Below are 14,941 nucleotides of genomic sequence, written 5' to 3'. Positions count from 1 at the left end.
CCGTGGCCGGCTGCGCCCGCCCGTCGACCTGGCCGGTGTCCTCAGCGCGCGCGCTGGGCGCGCCTGCGCTGGGCCCGGTTGGTGCCTGCCTCGGGGGCACCCGCCGCCGCGGCGGGCTGCTGCGCCGGCGCGTCCTCCGGGTGGCTGCCGTCCTCCCGGACCCGGCGCGCCTCGGCCGAGCCGTCCTCGGTCGGCGCGACGAAGGTGAGCTGCTCCTGCGGCCGGGGCGCCACCGGCTCGGCCGGCTTGACCTCGGCGTGGAAGAGGAACCGCACGGCCTCCTCCTTGATCGCCTCCATCATCGCCTGGAAGAGCTGGTAGCCCTCGCGCTGGTACTCGACCAGCGGCTCACGCTGGGCCATCGCCCGCAGGCCGATGCCCTCCTTGAGGTAGTCCATCTCGTAGAGGTGCTCGCGCCACTTGCGGTCCAGCACCTGCAGCAGGACGCGACGCTCGACGTCGCGCATGAGCTCGGGGCCGACCGTCTCCTCCCGCTGGTCGTAGGCGTGCTGGGCGTCGGAGGTGAGCTCCTCGACGAGCAGGTCGGCGCTCACGGCGTTGCGGCCGCCTGCGGTCGCCACGACCTCATCGACGGTGATCTGGACCGGGTAGACCCGGCCGAGGTCCTCCCAGAGCGCCTCCAGGTCGATCCCGTCGGCCAGGCCCAGGCCGGCGGCCGAACGGACGTAGTCGGCGACGACGTCGTTGACGAAGTGGCGGACCTGCTCGTGCAGGTCCTCCCCCTCGAGGACGCTGCGCCGCTCGGCGTAGATGACCTCGCGCTGGCGGTTGAGGACGTCGTCGTACTTGAGCACGTTTTTGCGGGTCTCGAAGTGCTGGGCCTCGACCTGCGACTGCGCGCTGGCGATCGACCGGGACACCAGCTTGGACTCGATGGGGACGTCGTCGGAGACGCCGGTGCTGGACATGACGCGGTCGACCATCCCGGCGTTGAACATGCGCATGAGGTCGTCCTGCAGGGACAGGTAGAACCGGCTCTCCCCGGGGTCGCCCTGGCGGCCGGCACGACCACGCAGCTGGTTGTCGATGCGGCGCGACTCGTGCCGCTCGGTGCCCAGCACGTAGAGGCCCCCGAGGCTGGTGACCTCGTCGTGCTCGCTGGCCACCGCGGCCTCGGCCTCGGCCAGGGTGCCGTCCCAGGCCGCCTCGTACTCCTCGGGCGTCTCCGTGGGGTCCAGGCCGCGGGCGGACAGGGCCGCCACCGCACGGAACTCGGGGTTGCCGCCGAGCATGATGTCGGTGCCGCGGCCGGCCATGTTCGTGGACACGGTGACCGCGCCCTTGCGGCCGGCCTCGGCCACGATCGAGGCCTCCCGCTCGTGGTGCTTGGCGTTGAGGACCTCGTGACGCACGCCCTGGCGGCGCAGCTGCTCGGAGAGGTACTCGGACTTGGCGACCGACGTCGTGCCCACGAGGACGGGCTGGCCCCTGCGGTGCCGGTCGACGATGTCGTCGACGACGGCCCGGAACTTGGCCTCCTCGGTCCGGTAGACCAGGTCCGGCTGGTCCTTGCGGATCATCGGCCGGTTCGTGGGGATGGACAGCACGCCGACCTTGTAGATCGAGTGCAGCTCGGCGGCCTCCGTCTGGGCGGTGCCGGTCATCCCGGAGATCTTGTCGTACATGCGGAAGTAGTTCTGCAGGGTCACCGTGGCCAGGGTCTGGTTCTCGTTCTTGATGTCCACCCCCTCCTTGGCCTCGATCGCCTGGTGCATGCCCTCGTTGTAGCGGCGTCCGGGCAGGATGCGGCCGGTGTGCTCGTCGACGATCATGACCTGGCCGTCCATGACGACGTAGTCCTTGTCGCGGGTGAACAGCTCCTTGGCCTTGATGGCGTTGTTGAGGTAGCCGATGAGCGGGGTGTTGGCCGACTCGTAGAGGTTGTCGATGCCCAGGTAGTCCTCGACCTTGGCGATCCCCTGCTCCAGGACACCCACGGTCTTCTTCTTCTCGTCGACCTCGTAGTCGCCCCAGGGCTCGATGCCGCGCAGCGAGTCGCCGGCCTCGCCCCGCTCCAGACGGCGGACGAGCTTGGAGAACTCGGTGTACCACTTCGTCGCGGCGTCGGCGGGGCCGGAGATGATCAGCGGGGTGCGGGCCTCGTCGATGAGGATCGAGTCGACCTCGTCGACGATCGCGTAGTGGTGCTCGCGCTGCACGAGGTCGGCCAGGGACCAGGCCATGTTGTCGCGCAGGTAGTCGAAGCCGAACTCGTTGTTGGTGCCGTAGGTGATGTCCATCGCGTACTGCTCCCGGCGCTGGGCCGGGGTCATCGAGGACAGGATGCAGCCGGTCTCCAGGCCCAGCGCGCGGTGCACGCGGCCCATGAGCTCGGACTGGTACTGGGCGAGGTAGTCGTTGGTCGTGATGACGTGCACACCCTTGCCCGTGAGGGCGTTGAGGTAGGACGGCAGCGTCGCCACGAGCGTCTTGCCCTCACCGGTCCGCATCTCGGCGACGTTGCCCTGGTGCAGGGCGGCCCCACCCATGATCTGCACGTCGAAGTGCCGCTTGCCGATGGTGCGCTTGGACGCCTCCCGGACGGCGGCGAACGCCTCGGGCAGCAGCCGGTCCAGCGTTTCCCCGTCGGCCAGGCGCGCCTTGAACTTGTCGGTCTCCTCGCGCAGCTCGGCGTCGGTCAGCCCCTCGAAGTCCGCCTCGAGGGCGTTGACCTGCTTGGCGATGGTCTCCAGCCGGCGCAACGCGGTCTTCTCACCGGCGCGCAGCATCTTCTCGAACAGTTTCGGCACCTGTCTAGGCTAACCGTCCCGACGACGGACGGGGTGCAGGGAACCGTGGTCCCCTGCACCCCGTGGGCGATGCCTACCGGTCAGCGGTCAGGCTCACCGTCCTCCGGGTCGGCCCGGCGCGCCGGGCTTGTCCTTGTCGAGACCCTTGCCCTTGCCCGGCTTCTCCACCGTCACCGTGAGGGTGACGGTGGTCGTGTTGTCCGAGTCGTCGGTGACGTCGTAGGTGAAGGTGTACTCCGCCCCGAGCACCGCGAGCACGCGGAAGCGGGCGTCGTCGACGACCTCGACCTTGCCGCCTTCGCTGGCCTCGGCCCCGACGAGGGTGATCGTCAGGTCCTCGTCCAGGTTGTCGGTCGCGTCGATCACCGTGGTGACGTTGCGCCACTTCCCGTTCGCGGGCCAGATGTGGGGCGGCTCGACGAAGGCGTCGACCTCAGGTGCCTCCACGTCCAGGTCGAGTCCGACGATGACCGGGTCGTGGTCGCTCGAGCGGTAGGGGTCCGGGGCGAAGAGGGCGTCCTGGGCGTCCTTCTTGTAGGACATGTCGTAGTCGATGACGCTCGGCTCGTCGGCGTTGATGGCCCACGCGGCCGCACCGGTGACGTTCTCGAGCATCGAGGCGCTGGCCATGGCGTAGTCGAGGTAGCCGAGCATCCCGTCGAAGACGTAGCTGTAGGCGTACTCGCCCTGGAGCAGGGCGAGCATATCGACGAAGCCGTCGGCCTCGAGAGCGTCGATCGGGTCCTCCTTGTCGTAGGAGTTGAGGTCGCCGATGATCAGCACGTCCTCGGTGCCGGTGCCCGTCGGGTCGCTGTTGGCCCAGTCACCGAGCGCGTCGGCCGCGGCCGCGCGCGTCAGGTTGCAGTTGCCCGCGCCATCGCCGGTGTCCGGGTCACCGAGGTCGTCACAGTCCGACCCCTTGGACTTCAGGTGGTTGTTGACGACGGTGAACTGGGCTCCGGTGAGGTTCTCCTCGAAGGTCTGCGCCAGCGCCGGCCGGTTCTTCTCGTCGTTGAAGCGCTCGTCGACGGACGAGTCGAGCACCGCGAAGTCGCCCACCGGCGTGACCTCCGCCGGCTGGTAGATGAACGCCGTCGTGATGGCGTCGGTCCCGACCGTCCCGGTCGAGATGAAGGCCCACCGGTCCTCACCGACGGCCTCGTTGAGCGCATCGACGAGCGTGCCGACGGCCACGTCGCCGTTGTTCTCGATCTCGATGAGGCCGACGACGTCGGCGTCCATCTCGTTGATGGCGGCCACGATCTTGGCTTCCTGCCGCTCGAACTCCGCCACCGTGTCCGCACCGCGACTCTCCAGCGTGGTGAAGTAGTTGAGCACGTTGAAGGACGCCACCGTGGTGGTACCACCTACCTCCGGCACCTCCGGCCGCTCGTTGACGACCGTATGGACGGCCCCGACGGTCGGCTGCACCCGCCAGTCGTCGAAGCGGTAGTCGAGGATGCCGGTGACGTCCGAGAGGGTGTCTCCACCGCGGAAGCTGTTCTCCAGTGAGAACTCCTGTCCATTGGGGTGACGCAGCGGGTCCGGGTTCTGCCAGCTGCGTCCGTCGTCCAGGGTGATCCGGTGTGCAGCGTTGTACTCGAGCAGCGCCAGGGCGCTTCCCGACCCCGGCTCGTAGACCGCGGTCGGCTGGTACTGCCGGTCCGTCCCGTCGCCCAGACCGAGGGCAAGCTCGCCGTACCGTCCGTAGTTGAAGTACTCCAGGATGGACAGATCTTGCGGGAAGGTGACGAGCATGCCCTCGTAGGCCTCGTGGTCGTCCACCGGCAGCGACAGCTCGGTGGGGGTCGGGAGCTCCGTCCCGGTGTCGCACACCTCGACCGTGACGCCGCTCAGCTGCGTCTGGCCTTCGTACTCACCCGCCGTACCCACGACGGTCACGAGGTCGCCCTCAGACACCTGGGCTCCGCCTCGCGCGTAGACGAAGATGCCGTCCGAGGTGGCCGGCTTGTCGTCGCCTGCGTCCTGGACGAAGTAGCCGTCGAACCCACCGTCCTGGAAGTCCCCGACCACGGTGCCACGGATGGTGACGGTCTGACCGTCCAGGGGGGTTCCCTCGCCGGACCCCTGCACCTTGCCGATCGGCGTCGCCGTCACCTCGCAGACGTCGACCGGGTCACCGGGGTCGCCGCCACCGCCGTCCAGCACCGTGGTGTTGGCCCGTCCGGGAGTGTTCACAGCCTCGCCCTCCACGAGCGAGCCCTCGTAGCCCTCGATGCCGGCCAGGTCGAAGTCGTTGCGCACCCAGTCCGTCACCGAGTCGGTGTCCGTCCCGTCCGGGATGCGCGAGGCCCCACCTGGGGCGAAAGGGAGGCCGTCGTAGTCGGCGACCAGGACGGTCTCGCTGTACGTCAGGTCCCCCGTCCCGCCGTCGTGCACGGCTACCGAGTCGATGACGGTGATGCCGGTTCCGGCGTCCAGGACACCGTCGCCGTCGACATCCAGGTCGGTCTGACCGGCATAGCCCTCGACCAGCAGCAGGGTCATGGTGCCGTTCTCCAGCGTGTTGGCCTCCAGGTCGGTGTACCAACGTCCCTCGGCGTCGGTCGCGCCGACGGCCACGGCCTCGTCGACGGCTCCCGACGCGGAATCTGCATCACCTTCGACCTCGAGAATGTGCAGGTTGCCATAGTCGGTGTCGGGTGCCCCGAGCACCTCGAGGAACTCCACGTCGGTCCCGGTCGTGCTCGCCGAGAACTCGTTGATGACCACCGTGGCCGGCTCCGGATCGGCCGTGCCGTTGAGCCTGCCGAAAGAGCTGGGCAGAGGACCCGTCCAGGTACCGTCGATGCGCTGGAGCGACTCTCCGATCGGCGTGTCTCCCGGTTGCTGGACCCCGATGTCGGTGCTCGTCATGCCGTCCGCGGCACCTCCCACTGCGGTCATGGTCCCCTCGTAGGAGAGGAACTCGACCACACTCCCCGAACTGTCGACGAGGGCGAGCCCGTCCGGGCTCCCGTTCTGGATGCCCGCACGCTCCACGACGACGACACCGCTGTCCGGGGCGGCGCCTACCAGCTCAGCCGTGCCGTAGACCTCGCCATTGCTGCCGTTGTAGAGCACGACCGACCAGCCGGTCAGGTCCGTACCGGCGGGGGCCTGGACCTCGATCGCTTCACCAGTGTCCGTACCGGCGTTGTCGTAGTGGATCTCGCTGACGAACACATCGCTGTGCTCGTCCGCTGAAGCCGTCGCTGGGACGAGGAGGCTGGCCAGGAGCGCCGTCGCTCCGGTCACCGCAACGGCCCGCCGTCGACGTGGAGGATGCGTCATCGCACTGTCCTTCGTTCTCGGGGGTGGGCTGGCGCGTCGGGACGCACCGTCTCGGACCCTAGGCCCGATCGGCGGCGTCGTGGTGGCGAAACGTCAACGCAGGGGCGGACGGAAGGTCACGATTGGGCAAAGTCCACCCGCGACAGGTCCAACCACCCGGCCATCTGCCCGAGCTGCTCCTCCAGCGCCCGCCCCGCGACGACCCGGTCCACCCCGGGCTCCCAGTGCACCGACCGCACCAGCAGCCGCCCGGCGGCACGGTCGGCCTTGAGGTCGACCCGCCCGACGAGCCGTTCGTCGAGCAGGAAGGGCAGCACGTAGTAGCCGTGCACCCGCAGGTGCGCCGGCACGTAGATCTCCAGCCGGTAACGCATCCCCCACAGCGCCTCGGTGCGCTCACGCTGCCAGACGAGGGAGTCGAACGGGCTCAGCAGCGCCGCCCCCGGCACGGCGCGCGGAGACCGGGCGGCCGGGTCACGCCATACCGTCTGGTCCCACCCGCGCACCTGCACCCGCTCGGCCAGGCCGCGCTCCTCGAGCGCGACCAGGCCGGCGTCCACCCGCGGGCCGCGCAGCCGGAGGTAGTCCGCGAGGCAGCGTCGGCTGCCGAGCCCGTGGGCGCGCAACGACAGGTGCAGCAGCTCGGTGACGGCCTCCTGCGGGTCCTCGTCCAGCAGCTGGTCACGGCGCTGGACCAGCTCAGGGCCGAGCACGTCGACGGGATCGGCGTAGCGTCGCTCGAACGAGGCCGTCCGCCCGGCGGAGGTGATCCGCCCCGACCAGAAGAGCAGCTCGAGGGCCTTCTTGACCGCCGACCAGTTCCACCCCCAGCCCTCGCCGGCCCGGGAGGCGCCGTGCCGAAGGTGGGCCTCGACCTCGCGCGAGGTCAGCGGGCCGTGCTCCCGCACGGTCCCCAGCACGGCGTCCACCAGCCCCGGGTGGCTCTGCGCGATCGACCGGCTCCAGGCGCGCTCGCCCGCCTCGGCCATGCGGAACGCGAGCAGGGGCCAGGTATGCAGCGGCACCAGCGAGGCCTCGTGCGCCCAGTACTCCACCAGCCGGGCGGGGCGGCGGCCCGGCCCGCCGTCGCGGGCCCGGTCGAGCAGGCCGCGGTCGTAGGGGCCCAGCCGGGAGAGGAACGGCAGGTACTGGGTGCGCACCAGCACGTTGACGCTGTCGACCTGCACGACCCGCACCCGGTCGACGACACGCTGGACGTGGCGCATCGTGACCTGAGCGGGCCGGGGGTCGGCGAACCCCTGCGCGGCCAGCGCGGTGCGACGGGCCTGCTCCAGGCTGATCGTGGGGACCCGGCTCATCCGGCCACTGTGCCAGAGCCCACCGACGCACGTGGCGCCTCGTGGGTCGCCGACCCGTCCTCCCCCGAGGCGCGGGGCGGGGCCCGCCACCGAGGGTGACGGGCCCCGCAGGCGGGACGTCAGGACGTCAGGAGGGTGCGGGCCTCAGGACGCCACGGCGTCGGACTCGGGCGCGCGGTCGTCGTCCTGCTCGCCCTCGGCCGGCGAGGTGCCGTTCAGGTCCAGGCGCAGCACGCCGTAGGACCAGCCACGGCGCCGGTAGACCACGCTGGGCTGGTCGGAGTCGACGTCGTGGTAGAGGAAGAAGTCGTGACCGATCAGCTCCATATGGGACAGCGCCTGGCCCACGGTCATCGGCGTGGAGGGGTGGACCTTCTCGCGGATCTCGATCGGGCTGTTGCCCTCGGTCTGCAGGTCCTCGTCCAGCGCCTCCTCGGTGCTCTGCGCCCGCGGCTCCTCGTCCGCGGACCCGGCGAGGAGCTCGGTCGGCAGCCCGCGGGTGGCCTCGGCCACGGACGGCAGCCGGTGCTTGCCGGTGTGGCTGATCCGGCGCTTGTCGTTGAGGCGGCGCAGGCGCTCGGTGAGCTTGGACAGGGCCAGGTCGACCGCGGCGTACTCGTCGTCAGCCGCGGCCTCGGCACGGACGACCTGCCGGTTGACGTGACAGGTGATCTCGCAGCGCTCGGACTCCTTGGCCTGACGAGGGTTGGCCTCGTGCGTCATGACGACCTCCGTGCGACGCACGCGAGGGGCCAGCTGGGGGATCTTGTCGAGCTTGTCCTCGAGGTGGCTGCGGAACCGTTCGGAGACGTCCCTCTTGCGACCGGTCACGGTGAGTTCCATTGAGTCCTCCATGCAGAAGATGGGTGGTGCTGTACGTTCTGGCGTCGTCCCTGGCGCCTTTCGATCCAGCGGCCTCACCCCCTGGCCCGTGCGAGGAGTGCTTCCATGGACCCACACTAGTCCGCACCCGACGCTTCGGACAGTCGACCCCTCGCCCTCTGGGTGGGCGTCCCGGAGGACCGTCGGTGGGTGGCCGCCAGGGTCACGGCGAGGACCGGTCCGGCCCCGGCCGCCGTGAGCGCGCGGGCGCACTCCACGAGCGTGGCCCCGGTCGTGACCACGTCGTCGACGAGCACGCACGGCAGCCCGACCAGCCGGTCCGCCGCCCCCGGCCGGACCCGGACCGCGCCCGCCAGGTTGCTCCGACGCCGCTCGGCGTCCAGCCCGGCCTGGTCCTCGACCCGTCGGGCGAGCCGGAGCGCGTCCACGGTCGGCAGCCGGGCGCGGCGGCCCAAGGTCGTCTCCCGGCACAGCGCGGCGACGCGGTGCTCGCCCCTCGCCCGGGTGCCGGCCCGGGCCGACGGGGCCGGGACCAGGGGGAGGCGGCCGGTCCCCCGCAGCGTCCCCAGGTGGTCCGGGGACGCCGCGAGCGCGGCGGCCAGGACGCCCCGCAGCGGGACGGCGAGGACGGCGGTGAGGTCGGCCCGGCCGCCGTCCTTCCAGGCGACCACGGCGGTCCGGACCTCGTCGCGGTATGCCGTGTGCGTCCAGGTCGGGGGGAACCCCGGCGGGCAGGGGGTCGGCGTCCACCGTCGGGCCGACCCCGCCGCGAGCGCCTGCCGGCAGGTCCCGCACCACCGGGTGCCCTCCCGGCCGCAGCCGCCGCAGGCCGTCGGAGCGGCCAGCTCGAGGAGGTGGAGCAGGTCCTCCCCGGGGCGCCACGGCATACCCCCAGCATCCCCCGGGGACGGGCGGACGCGCGGGCGCCGTCCACATCCGGGGCCCGGCTGCCCCCGGGTCAGGTGCCGGGGACGATGAGCTCGTCGCCGTTGCGGGCGCCGAACCACACGGAGGGTCCGTCGCGGGTGTGCAGCCGTCCGTCCTCCGTGCGGGCGACCGGGACGAAGCCCTGCCCCGTCGGCACGGCCTGCACGTCGACCAGGCCGGCCTGGTCGGGCAGGCTGTCCAGCCAGCCGCCCAGCGGGACGGTGAACGCCGCGAGCCGCTGGTCCTGCGTGCGGCGGGCCGCGACGACGAGGTCGGTCGTGGAGGCCCACCGGGCGGAGGCGACCTCCACCAGCGTCGGTGCGGCGTGCCACGGCTCGGCCAACGCGGTGGCCCGCCCCTGGGAGTCCCGCACGATGCCGGCGACGAGCACGCGGTCCCGGGCCGAGCCCCGCTCGGCCCGGACGACGAGCAGCGCCCGGGTGCCGTCCGGCGAGACCCGCAGCGTCTCGACCCGTTCGCCGTCGGCCAGCCAGGGGACCTCGACCGGGCGCGCCAGGGTGGAGACGTCGCCCGTCTCCAGCACCCAGACGCGCGGGTCCTGGGCGCTGCGCGAGGTCCCGGCCACCCACACGTCCCCGTGCGGGTCGAAGCTGGGGTCGGTGAGCTCGTCCCCGATGCCGGCGTGCACCTCGCTCTCCCCGTCGCGCCAGCGCCACAGCTCGGACCGGTCGGCGGACACGGCCGCCAGCTCGGACAGGTCGGCCGACGCCGCCACCCCCGTCCAGGACATGCCGACCCGGGGAAGGTCGAGGTCCCGCACCTCGGCGGCCGGAAGGTTGCGCAGGTCGTAGCGGGTCGGGTCGACCGGGATGAGCTCCTCCCCGATGCGCAGCAGGCCCACCTCGGTCTCGCGGACCACCTCCTCGTAGCCCAGCTCGCTGCCCAGGTTGACCGCCCCGTCCTCGAGCAGGGACCGCCCGGCCACCCGCAGGTCCACGGCGCTGACCCCCCGCAGCCCGAGCAGGGAGTGGCCGAGCTGGGCGCGCAGGTCGGCCACCCGGTCAGGGTCGTCGGACAGGCCCGAACCCTGCAGGTTGACCACCGCCATCTGGGTCGTGGGGTCCACCGGCACCGCCCCGACCGCCAGCCGCAGGTCCGGGCCGCCACCGGTGCGCACCGCACCCTCGAGGTGGGACGGCACCTCCGCGAGCTGGGTGCGGGCCAGGGAGGTCGTCAGCCCGTCGCCCAGCGCGAGCCAGCGCACGTCGGGGACGAACAGGTCGAGGTGGGGGTTGAGGTAGTAGACGGTGGAGGGGCGGAAGGCCCGGTCGAGGTCGGCGGCGGAGAGCCACAGCCCGAAGCCCTCGGGGAAGGCGCTGATCCGCCACTCCCCGTCCACCCGCTGCAGCTCGAAGCTGCGGGAGATGGGGGCCACCGGCTGCTCGGTCAGCCGGCCCTGCTCGTCGATCCGGCCCTGGACGGGGGTGGTCACCGTCACCTCGCCGGGGGCCTGCTCCTCGACCGTCTGGTTGCCCTCCAGGACCAGCACGTCCCGGGTGGGGACCCACTCGCTGGCCAGGGTGGAGGTGAGGTACTCCCGGGCCACGTCCTCGTCGTCGGCGAAGCCCACGTTGGCCCGCAGGAAGCCTTGCACGATCTCCTCCGGGCTGGCCCCGGGCTGCGGGGAGGGCAGGAACCGCTGCACGTCCTGGCGCGGCTGGACCTCCACCGACAGCCCCGGCTGGGGCACGGGGTCGGTCGGCAGCGCCGAGGCGCACCCGCCCAGCGCGAGCGCGGCCACCAGGGCAGGCACGGCGCGCCGCGGCGCGCGACGTCGGATGCTCACGGCTGCTCGTCCTCCTCGGCACGGGAGGCCAGGGCCAGCACGACCGGGGGCACCCGGGTGTCCTGGGCGGCCTCGTCGGGGCCGGGCACGGGCGGCGGAGCCTCGGCCACGGCATACCTGTCCTGGCGGGGCAGGAGCAGGCGGAAGCAGGCGCCCCGGCCCGGTTCGCTGCCCACCTGCAGCCAGCCTCCGTGGACGCGGGCGTCCTCCTGGGCGATGGCCAGCCCCAGCCCCGTGCCCCCGGTCGTGCGGTCGCGGGAGGGGTCGGCCCGCCAGAACCGGTCGAAGACGTGGGCGGCCTCCCGCTCGGTCAGGCCGATGCCGTGGTCGCGCACGCTCACGGCGACCACGTGCTCGGTCGCCGCGACGGTGACGTCCACCGGACGGCCCTCGCCGTGCTCGACGGCGTTGGCGAGCAGGTTGCGCAGCACCCGGGCGATCCGGCGGCCGTCCATCCGGGCGACGACCGGGGCGGTGGTGGCGTGGACGCGGACCAGGACGTCGAGGCGCTCGGCCAGGGTCGCCACCCCGTCCGCGGCGGCGCCGACGAGCGCGACCATGTCCTCGTCGTGACGCTCCAGGATGGTGGCCCCGGAGTCGTAGCGGCTGATCTCCAGCAGCTCGTTGAGCAGGTCCTCGAAGCGGTCGAGCTCCTGCTGCAGGAGCTCGGCGGACCGGGCCACCGGTTCGGGGAACTCGTCCCGGGACATGTGCAGCATCTCGCCGGCCATCCGGATGGTGGTCAGCGGGGTGCGCAGCTCGTGGGAGACGTCGGAGACGAACCGCTGCTGCAGCTGGGACAGGGAGCGCAGCTCGCGGATCTGCAGCTGGATGGAGTCGGCCATCGTGTTGAACGAGGTGGCCAGCTGGGCCAGCTCGTCGCTGCCGCGGACCGGGAGCCGCTCCCCCAGCCGGCCCCGGGCCAGCTGCTGGGCCACCGCGGCCGCCTCCTCGACCGGGCCGGTCACCAGCCGGGTCGCCAGCCAGCCGACGCCCGCCACCAGGAGGGACAGCGCCAGCCCTCCGGCGTAGAAGAGCTGACGCAGCAGGTCCAGGGTCTCCTGCTCCCGGACGAGGGGGTAGACGAGGAACAGGTCGTACTCCCCCGCCCGGGGAAGGCTGACCCGGGACCCGACGACGACGGAGGTCACCTGGTCGGTCTCGCCGGCGAGGTTCATCGGGACGACGACGACCTGCTGGTTGGTCGGGTCCGCGGCGATCGCCTCCTGCAGCGCTGGCGGCAGGTCCTCGGCGTTGACCCCGACGCCCGTCGGCGGCACGACCGCGCCCCGGGTGTTGTCCAGACCCGGCATGAGCAGGACCCGGCGCCCCTCCTCGGGGCTGTTGCCGGCCATCGAGCGCACCTGGTCGTCCGCGGTCTGCGTCAGGCCGGAGTCGTCCTGACGGTCGGTGGAGTCGAAGGCCTCCTGCGCGAGGGCGACCTGCTGGGAGGCGTCCCGCTCGGCGCCGGCGACGGCCTGGGCCACCAGGCCCTGGGCGACCTGCTGGTAGAGGACCGTCCCCAGCAGGGCGGAGAGGAAGACGCCGACCAGGACGGTGGTGGTGATGACGCGGGCTCGCAGGGACCGGCCCCACCAGGCATACCACCAGGCTCCTTCCTCGACGTCCGACGGCTCCTCGGGGGCGGCGTCCCGGTCCGCGCGCCCGGGGACGGGCGACCTGGACGCGCCGGTGGACCTGGACGCGCCCGCGGCTCCGGCCTCGGGGGCGGCTCCGGCCTCGACCCGCCGGGGGGCCTCGGCGCGCCCGGCGGACGCGTCGGTCTCCCCCGCCCGCAGGTCAGGGATGTCCGGCCTTGTACCCGACGCCACGGACGGTCACCACGATCTGCGGGTTCTCCGGGTCCTTCTCGATCTTGGAACGCAGACGCTGCACGTGCACGTTGACCAGCCGGGTGTCCCCGGCGTGCCGGTAGCCCCACACCTGCTCCAGCAGCGACTCCCGGTCGAACACCTGGGTCGGCTTGCTGGCCAGGGCGGCCAGCAGGTCGAACTCCAGCGGGGTCAGCGGGATGGTCTCCCCTCCCCTGGTCACCTCGTGCCCGGCCACGTCGATGACCACGTCGCCGACGACGAGCCGGCCGTCGTCACCGGTGTCGACCCGGCGCAGCCGGGCCCGGATCCGGGCGAGCAGCTCCTGGGGCTTGAACGGCTTGACCACGTAGTCGTCCGCACCGGCCTCCAGGCCGGCGACGACGTCCTTGGTGTCCGTGCGCGCGGTGAGCATGACGATCGGCACCCCGGACTCCAGGCGCAGCTGGCGGGCGACCTCGATGCCGTCCTGGGTCGGCAGCATGACGTCCAGGAGGACCAGGTCGGGCCGCAGCTCGCGGAACATCGCCACGGCTCGACCCCCGTCCCCGCAGGTGGCCACGTCGTAGCCCTCCTTGCGCAGCACGATGCCGAGCATCTCGGCGAGGGCCTGGTCGTCGTCGACGACGAGAACGCTGGCGGTCACGTGGTCCCCCTGCTCAGTAGCGGTAGTGGTCGGGCTTGTACGGTCCGGCGACGTCCACCCCGAGGTAGGAGGCCTGCTCCTTGGTCAGCTCGGTCAGGTCGGCCCCCACCGACTCCAGGTGGAACCGGGCCACCTCCTCGTCGAGCGCCTTGGGCAGGGTGTGCACGCCGAGGGGGTAGTCGTCCGGGCGGGTGAACAGCTCGACCTGGGCGAGCACCTGGTTGGCGAAGCTGGTCGACATGACGAAGCTGGGGTGCCCCGTGGCGTTGCCGAGGTTGAGCAGCCGGCCCTCGGACAGCACGATGACCGAGCGCTCGGGGCGCTGCTCGCCGTCGACCTCCTCGGCCGGCAGGGTCCACTCGTGCACCTGCGGCTTGATCTCGGTGCGCTCCACCCCGGGAATCTGCGCGACCCCGGCCATGTCGATCTCGTTGTCGAAGTGGCCGATGTTGCCCACGACCGCCTTGTCCTTCATCGCGCGCACGTGGTCGGCGGTCACGACGTCGCGGCAGCCGGTGGCGGTGACGACGAAGTCGGCCTGGCCGACGACCTCGTCCAGCCGGGCCACCTGGTAGCCCTCCATCGTGGCCTGGAGCGCGCAGATGGGGTCGATCTCGGTGACGATCACCCGGGCACCCTGGCCGCGCAGCGCCTCGGCGCAGCCCTTGCCCACGTCGCCGAAGCCGCAGACGACGGCGACCTTGCCGCCGATGAGGACGTCGGTGGCGCGGTTGATGCCGTCGAGGAGGCTGTGCCGGATGCCGTAGACGTTGTCGAACTTGGACTTGGTCACCGAGTCGTTGACGTTGATCGCCGGGAAGAGCAGCTGGCCGGCCTCGTGCAGCTGGTAGAGGCGGTGCACCCCGGTCGTGGTCTCCTCCGTCACGCCGCGGATCCCGTCGGCCACCCGGGTCCAGCGCTGCGGGTCCTCGACCAGGCCCGACCGCACCGTCTCGAGGATGACCCGCCACTCCTCCGGGTCGCCCTCCTCCGCGGTCGGCACCGCGCCGCGCTGCTCCCACTCCCTGCCCTTGTGGACGAGCAGCGTCGCGTCCCCGCCGTCGTCGAGGATCATGTTGGGGCCCTGCCCGTCCGGCCAGAGCATGATCTGGGTGGTGCACCACCAGTACTCCTCGAGCGTCTCGCCCTTCCAGGCGAAGACGGGCACCCCCTGCGGGTCCTCGCGGGTGCCGTCCCGACCGACGACGACCGCCGCGGCCGCCTCGTCCTGGGTGGAGAAGATGTTGCAGGAGGCCCAGCGCACCTCGGCCCCCAGCTCGACCAGCGTCTCGATGAGGACGGCCGTCTGCACGGTCATGTGCAGGGACCCGGCGATCCGGGCCCCGGCCAGGGGCGCCTGGCCCTCGTAGCGGCGTCGCAGCGCGGTCAGGCCGGGCATCTCGTGCTCGGCCAGGCGGATCTGGTGGCGGCCGGCGGGGGCCAGGGACAGGTCCCGGACTCGGTGCTGCAGGGACGTCGACGTGCTCGGCATGGGGCCATGC

Annotated in this window: 9 protein-coding genes; all 9 read right to left on the bottom strand. The window is 72.1% G+C overall.

What is annotated here, in order from left to right; genetic code table 11:
* Positions 1-41: 41 nt before the first annotated feature.
* The gene (secA, locus tag FJR00_RS07735) at positions 42-2,771 is read right to left on the bottom strand and encodes a preprotein translocase subunit SecA (protein ID WP_141338191.1); all 2,730 of its coding nucleotides are present in this window, start codon (positions 2,769-2,771) and stop codon (positions 42-44) included.
* Between the two features lie 93 nt (positions 2,772-2,864).
* Entirely contained in the window at positions 2,865-5,957 is a 3,093-nt protein-coding gene (locus FJR00_RS07730) for an ExeM/NucH family extracellular endonuclease (RefSeq protein WP_141338190.1), read from the bottom strand.
* A 224-nt stretch (positions 5,958-6,181) separates the two neighbouring features.
* A complete protein-coding gene (locus FJR00_RS07725) occupies positions 6,182-7,384 on the bottom strand; it encodes a winged helix-turn-helix domain-containing protein (protein ID WP_141338189.1) in 1,203 nt (400 codons plus the stop codon).
* A 144-nt stretch (positions 7,385-7,528) separates the two neighbouring features.
* A complete protein-coding gene (gene hpf, locus FJR00_RS07720) occupies positions 7,529-8,227 on the bottom strand; it encodes a ribosome hibernation-promoting factor, HPF/YfiA family (RefSeq protein ID WP_141338188.1) in 699 nt (232 codons plus the stop codon).
* 116 nt (positions 8,228-8,343) lie between these two features.
* Positions 8,344-9,114, bottom strand: a complete 771-nt coding sequence (locus tag FJR00_RS07715; RefSeq protein WP_141338187.1) for a ComF family protein — start codon at positions 9,112-9,114, stop codon at positions 8,344-8,346.
* Positions 9,115-9,185: 71 nt separating this feature from the next.
* Positions 9,186-10,961 (bottom strand): LpqB family beta-propeller domain-containing protein, encoded by a 1,776-nt coding sequence (locus tag FJR00_RS07710; RefSeq protein WP_141338186.1) that lies wholly within the window; start codon positions 10,959-10,961, stop codon positions 9,186-9,188.
* Positions 10,958-12,793: an MtrAB system histidine kinase MtrB gene (gene mtrB, locus FJR00_RS16515; protein ID WP_141338185.1), complete on the bottom strand. Its 1,836-nt coding sequence runs from the start codon at positions 12,791-12,793 to the stop codon at positions 10,958-10,960. The genes FJR00_RS07710 and mtrB overlap by 4 nt, the downstream gene beginning before the upstream one ends.
* A complete protein-coding gene (mtrA, locus tag FJR00_RS07700) occupies positions 12,762-13,439 on the bottom strand; it encodes an MtrAB system response regulator MtrA (protein WP_075958789.1) in 678 nt (225 codons plus the stop codon). The genes mtrB and mtrA overlap by 32 nt, the downstream gene beginning before the upstream one ends.
* A gap of 13 nt (positions 13,440-13,452) precedes the next feature.
* On the bottom strand, positions 13,453-14,931 hold the full coding sequence (gene ahcY / locus FJR00_RS07695) for an adenosylhomocysteinase (protein WP_141338184.1): 1,479 nt from the start codon (positions 14,929-14,931) through the stop codon (positions 13,453-13,455).
* Between the last annotated feature and the right edge of the window lie 10 nt (positions 14,932-14,941).

This window comes from Ornithinimicrobium kibberense (genome assembly GCF_006519705.1).
Taxonomy (GTDB): domain Bacteria; phylum Actinomycetota; class Actinomycetes; order Actinomycetales; family Dermatophilaceae; genus Ornithinicoccus; species Ornithinicoccus kibberensis.
The sequence above is the reverse complement of the archived record's forward strand: the minus strand, read 5'-3'. Positions and strand labels throughout refer to the sequence as shown.